Below are 6,633 nucleotides of genomic sequence, written 5' to 3'. Positions count from 1 at the left end.
GATCCCATTTCATTTCCAGACGCCTAATTATCTCGTTAAGAGATGCTCGAAAGAGCAAGTCTCCTAGTTATGACATACTAGCGACTTAAAAAGCATTTAGCATCCTGCGTAAGCAACTTGCTAAAGGAGCGGTAGTTCAGTTGGTTAGAATACCGGCCTGTCACGCCGGGGGTCGCGGGTTCGAGTCCCGTCCGCTCCGCCAACTAAAGACGAAGGCCTCTGCAGAAATGCAGAGGCCTTTTTCGTATTAAAAATGACAAAAAATTTAAGGTTACGATGACTTGTCTTGAGCCTCAAGGTAGTCGTCGTTCAGCTGAGCAGAGCGTCAATAGATTGCGGTGATATGCCATGCATATAGACGCCGGTTTACCCCTATTACAAGCATAATATGCTCTGTTGATATCGAAGCCTCAACTCACGATGAGGCTTTTTTGTATCTGAAATTAATGATATTCCTTATAAAAATTATTTATGTTCGAATAGCATCACTAAACAATATTACAGCTATGGTAAGTGTTTATTTGTTTCTCCACGCTCTCAACAAATTACATACCCTTTGCTATCAAATGTCTTGAAAAACGCCGCATTTGATAGCAGCTATGTTCATCATGTATGTTTTTATATTGGATTATTACAGGTCACTTTTTTCAATTTAGTTATTTTAAGATTTTCCGGCTTTTAGTCGATTGATTCAGAACACACAGCTATCGTTTGCCTGGTCATTATATTATTTTGATTCCACATATGTTGCTAATAGCTCGATATGGGGCATTAACTAAACGATCTAATTTAACTATTTTGAGACAATACTGTTGAGTTGTTGTAATTCATTCAGCTACTTATTAGCAAATTTCCTACTAATTCGATCTATTTTCTTGCCAATAACATATTGCTCGCCTAACTTAAGTGCCAATTGCATGGGATAAGGAAAAACGATGAAGTTAGAAATGATTTGCACAGGTGAAGAAGTACTATCTGGACAGATAGTTGATACCAATGCTGCTTGGGTTGCTAATACCTTGATGGAGTTAGGTATTGAGATGCAACATCGAGTCACTGTTGGAGACCGGATGGATGACCTTGTTGCAGCATTCCAAGAGCGCAGTAAGTATGCAGATGTCATTATTGTTAATGGTGGTTTGGGGCCGACTAGTGATGATATGTCTGCGCTAGCCATGGCTAAAGCTAAAGGTGAAGAGCTTGTCGAAAATGCTCAATGGCGTGAACATTTAGAGGATTGGTTTACCCGTAATAATCGAGTAATGGCTAAGAGTAATTTGAAGCAAGCTTGGTTACCCGCTTCTGCTGTTATGGTCGATAATCCTGTCGGAACAGCATGCGGCTTTAGAGTCAAATTGAATAATGCGTGGTTATTCTTTACGCCAGGTGTACCTTTTGAATTAAAACACATGATCACCGAGCAGTTTATTCCATTTATTACCGAAGAGTTTGGTGTTCAAGAAAAATCAGCCTTAGAAAAGTTATTGACTATAGGTCATGGTGAATCATCTTTGGCCGATACTTTGTCTGAGATTACTATGCCAGCAGGCATTGAGTTAGGCTATCGCTCCTCAATGCCACACATTGAAATTAAGATATTTGCTCGCGGCGATAAAGCTATTCGTCAGCTCCCTGATGTAACAAAGCAGGTTAAAGTTCTATTAGGTAGTGCGGTTGTTGCTGAGAATCGCCCAACATTAGCTGCAGAGATCCATCATCGATTATATCAGTCTGGCTTTAGTCTTAGTGTGGCGGAGTCTTGTACTGGAGGCATGATAACCAGTCAATTGATCGATTTTGCCGGCAGTTCATCGTACTTACATCATGGCTTAGTGACATACAGTAATGAGTCAAAAGTGAAAGTGTTAGGTGTTAATCCACAGATTTTAGATGATCATGGTGCAGTATCGATTCCTACTGTTGAAGCGATGGCGCAAGGTGTACGTGGTATTTTAGACAGTGACTTTGCATTAGCCACTAGTGGTATTGCAGGGCCAGATGGAGGTTCTGATGACAAACCTGTAGGGACAGTTGCAATAGCGCTAGCAACTAAATACGGTGTATATAGCCAAATGGTGCAGTTACCAAAGCGTTCTCGTCAGCTGGTAAGAAGCATGAGTACAGCAATTGCATACGATATGCTTCGTCGTGCGTTACTTGAAGAAGCGGTTATTGTTGATTACCCGTCAATACCTCGGTTCGCCAAGTAAGTTTATTGTAGCTTGCTTATCAAAGTGCTAAGCAAGCTACATTTAATACTATACTGTAATATTTTCAGGTAATTGATTGTTTTTTGCTTTTTGATAAAAGTAAGCCACTGTTAACAAAATCACTCCAATCATAATAAACGCGACAACTTTTTGAATTAATTCAAATGACGCCATATCTACAAAAATTACTTTGATACACGCCAAACCAAATAGTAATGCCGCGAGCCTTACCAGGTTTGCTTGTTGAGGACGTAAACTTATAAACATAACTACACTAGCATGTACCACCAACAACACTCCACTCATCGGTGCAGCGATGCTTATGTCGAATTGGTAACTCCAGAATAAATAACTTATTACTAGTAAAGCATGCCATGCCCATTTTAGTGCAGTATAAGAGATTATTTTTCTATGTGCTCTAATGCCTAATCTAGCGGTTAGTACATATCGAGCTAATAACGCGAGCACTCCAAGTTCTGCAAAATTAATCAGATAGTTAGTTACGTTTAACGTTAGTTGTGATTCGCTGTGAAACGTAACAGGTAAAATGGCACAGATAAAGATTGCGGCGTATGCCAAGCTATAACTTGGCGTTAAAGCTTGTTTGAAATGTCTGCCTATACGAGTGTTTCTTTCAGTGATAATGCTGAAATATCCGCAGATAATTAATGCTGTTACTGCCCATGATGGGTGGATTAGGTTAGTAACTGTTTGGCTTAACACTGCTATCACCAATGCAATATAGTATGGAGCAATATGCCATTGTAGCGAAGTAGCTTGTTGCCACTTTTTTGATAACTGAGCATAGCGCCAGCTAACAAATCCAATAAATAATAAACCAAGAAGCAATGCGATAAGTCCTTGCCATAGTTCTGCTAAACACATTGCCGCAGTAGTCATGACTGCTAAAACCGTTAGTATTTGAGACTCATAGCGAAGGCTCTTGTGATTAACAAAGTATGTTAATCCTATACTCATGAGGCTGCTTACCCATAATCCGATAGAGATATAGTCTGGATAGCTACGCACGATTTTAGGTAATAGGAGTAACGGTAAAGCTAAATAACACACTAACTGAACGTAATAAGCTAAGCGGATTAATTTGGCGTCAGCGTAATATTTTTTGTACCAATAATAAGCGAGTAACAGTCCGACAAAGAGCTCAATACGAGCTAACTTAGCATTCATCGCTTGGTCTGCAAAGCTCAAGCTATTGGCATCTACCATTCCAACAATCACTAGTCCTAGTAGAGGAATTTGTATTAACCAGGCTAATACTTCGCTAAAGCGTAGAGCGTGTTTAGCACTCATGTACAGCAGTAATAAGCTGATTAATGGTACTGTATTAAGCCAATACTGCTCAGTAACAAAGAAGCTTAAAAGCAATAAGGTAACTGTGTAAAGCACTCCAAGTAACTCTCGGATAAATCGTACAGCTAGGTGTTCAAATGTCATTAAATCAGCTTGATGATGGCTAAGAAGCTTTTGTGCTGCAAAAGTCATTGTACAGGTAAGAGCCATCAATAAGAGCAATAATGCTTGATACCCTAATAAACCATTATTGTCATCATGTGGCAGGGTTAGTACATCAAATACGTTAGCAAAACTGCTGATTATGCCTAGTACCAATAATACATAAGCTTCTGCTCTAATAGGGCTAAATAGTTGTTTACAGCCAATCCACAGTAACAATAGTCCCTCTAATAACAGCACTAATCCCATCAGTTCGACACTGAGTAAAAACAGTGCGGCAAAACCGGCAAAGCTTCCGGCAAAAGCCAAGGCTAGTGTACCAACATCTTTATCGCGTTTAATTACCCAATATAACAACCCACACAACAATGCATTGAATGCAAAAAGCTCACCGGCAAAAACACTCCACTCTGTTAGGGTATAGAGTGTAAAAACCATGAGTGCGATTGGCATCGCTAGCAGTCTTGGTGTTAATGTTGATTTGATGACAAATAATAAGCTGGCCATGCTATAGAGGTAAAATAGCCCATTGATCATCAATAATGCTAAACCGGTTTGCCAATCAAGAGCAGACAACGGTAACTGAATAAATAATCCGAGTATCTGTATACAAGCTATATGCAGTAATGCGGTGATTTCTATGAGGATCGGCCAAGTTAATTTATGGCTTTGTACCATTGAGCATATGCCAATAAGCATTAAGTATGGTAAGTACAGTAATGGTGTTTGACCGCCATCAAGTAACATCAATGGTGCTAACGAACCACCAATTAAGGCAATAATTGCTATCACTTTGGTGTCGAGTTTAAATGATAAGCCATAACCAAAAGCAGTGTTGAGTAGCAGTAAACCAAAGCAGGCAACATCGGGTACGAGATTAAAATACGGCCCTAAGAAATACAAACACAAGTAGTTAAGAATAAGCCCAAGGCCGACGAGACCGGAACCAAAATCCTCCATGCCCGGTCGTTTTTGTCTAATGAATATTCCGCCAATAACAATGCTATTTGCTACACCTAAACCTAACAGCGCTTTACCCAGTTCTGAAAACCAATTGTTAATTGAAAATTGCAACAGATAACCAAATCCAAGAGTCAGCGTAATGATGCCGGCAACGGTCATTAAAAATACTGGACCTAAACCTTTAGCTTGGTAATGCTGATAAAAGCTTTTTGCTTGCTCGGTTAATCCAGACAAGGGGGCAAGTGCAGATGCGCTAAATTCGCAAATTGCTTCAGCTAGCTGAGAAACCATAGCACTCAGTGCACTTTGTTTGGCTGATGACTTTGCTACTGTTGATGACTGCTGTGCTGTTATAGGTGTTGCTGAACTTGAAGGTTGACCTTCCCAGGCGGAAGAAGAATATTGAGGTTTATTGGCAACGATACTGGTGCTCAAATTGTTTGAACGGCTTTCATGCACTGGAACATGTAAGTTTTCGTCAGCAAAGCGACTTGGTTGTTCATCGCTAGTTTGTGCTTGAACTCGCTGAGCCAAAGCATCAAGTTGCTGGCTAAATTTAGCTAACTGTTGATTTACATCGGCCTGTTGCGCACCTTGCTGTGAGATTAACTCAGCCAGCTGTGCTTTTAATGTGGCAACGTCATCCATTAACGGCATCATTTATCCCATGATTATTATGCACTCCAATATTGCAAAGTTATTGTACGTGGTTCTGATTGATTAGGAAATGTTCCGTTTTCTGATCATTGGGATAAATATAGCGAGTGCGTTCCATCGCAATAGGAGGTGATAAATAATACTATGATTGCGGTATCGTCGTGACAACGTCATATAAATCAATTTGATGTTGCTTCATACCTATTGGGTCATCTTCTGTCGGTACTTGTAACAAACTGATCTTATTACTCACTTGAATGACTTTTAAATACGTTGGATCATTGGGTGGCATTAGCGTAGACAAAACAGTATTGTTTAATGCGATACTGTTAAGTTTAATGTGTTGAAATTTATCACCTATTTGCACCCCGTGTAGTGTGCCAATATTAATCGTAATATATTGATTATCTTTGTTAATAACTGTTGCCTTTGTGGCTTCGCAACTTAAGGTTTCGTTAATGTCTTTAGCGGCATTAAATAGGGTATCAATAATGGTTTTGCCATAATCACTTCGCCAAAATAAGCTATTAGCCAAGTCTACTCGACTAAAAGAGTCAAAACTCCAATCGCCTTCACCATGGTATTCATTTTCGACTAGAATACTGTCACTGATACGATCATACATAAATACTTTTATGGTAAAGTTTCGCTTAGGTGTTGTTGTTTTACTCAATAAACCGGATTCCGTTTCATTAAATAATCCAATATCTCGTATATACCCAAACACTAAGTATTGGCTTTGATACTGACTGTTAAGTGAGTGCGAAATACTTTTGACCGATTTTAGGTCAAGAGTATCCATGTTTATTTCTGGTCTAAATACCATTTCCGGTATTACTTCTTCAACAAATACATTAGGTTGATTAATGAGCTCATTTTTAAACCGTGAAACAGCATGAAAAGGTAAGGTAAATACATCACCTGGAGTTGCTTGTGCAGGGATCAAAAGTGGAAGCTGAGCAATAATAAGTTGCTTAAGATAACGATCTTTAGTGCAATTTAGACCTGATTTTAGGTTTACTTTTACATTAATCGTTAAAATATCATTTTTATATGACTCGTTAAGAATTTTGATCTCACTGATTTGATGCTCGGATTGAAGATTACTCGAGCTTTGGCTCAAAATACCATCAGTTACTGTAGTCTCAATTTTGACAAAACTATTAGCTTGCAAAGAAGCATTTTCAATAGCTTGTTTGATTACTTTTTTACGGACCTCGTTGTAATCATCGTTATTAACAGCCATTGAAGCTTGGCCAATATACCACTGAGCGTGCGCCGTCAGTGGCATTAATATGAATACTAAAATAAATAACAGCTTGCTCATTGA

At 39.0% G+C, this 6,633-nt stretch carries 3 protein-coding genes and 1 tRNA gene; 2 read left to right on the top strand and 2 right to left on the bottom strand.

The annotated features are described in order from the left end of the window. Window positions 1-125: 125 nt before the first annotated feature. Together IEY40_RS19115 and IEY40_RS19110 are read left to right on the top strand one after the other, a co-directional pair. Window positions 126-202: transfer RNA gene (locus tag IEY40_RS19115), tRNA-Asp, on the top strand. A gap of 733 nt (window positions 203-935) precedes the next feature. Further along, a complete protein-coding gene (locus IEY40_RS19110) occupies window positions 936-2,210 on the top strand; it encodes a CinA family nicotinamide mononucleotide deamidase-related protein (protein WP_188959066.1) in 1,275 nt (424 codons plus the stop codon). Window positions 2,211-2,258: 48 nt separating this feature from the next. Here IEY40_RS19110 and IEY40_RS19105 read toward each other — a convergent pair whose 3' ends face one another. Both IEY40_RS19105 and IEY40_RS19100 read right to left on the bottom strand, forming a co-directional pair. Further along, window positions 2,259-5,303, bottom strand: coding sequence for a DUF2339 domain-containing protein (locus IEY40_RS19105; protein WP_188959074.1), 3,045 nt, complete (start codon window positions 5,301-5,303; stop codon window positions 2,259-2,261). Between the two features lie 142 nt (window positions 5,304-5,445). Continuing rightward, window positions 5,446-6,630, bottom strand: coding sequence for a flagellar assembly protein T N-terminal domain-containing protein (locus tag IEY40_RS19100; RefSeq protein WP_188959064.1), 1,185 nt, complete (start codon window positions 6,628-6,630; stop codon window positions 5,446-5,448). Window positions 6,631-6,633 lie beyond the last annotated feature (3 nt).

Source organism: Shewanella ulleungensis (assembly GCF_014648315.1).
Taxonomy (GTDB): Bacteria; Pseudomonadota; Gammaproteobacteria; order Enterobacterales; family Shewanellaceae; genus Shewanella; species Shewanella ulleungensis.
Note: the sequence above shows the minus strand (reverse complement) of the source record. Positions and strands in the feature narration are given on the sequence as shown.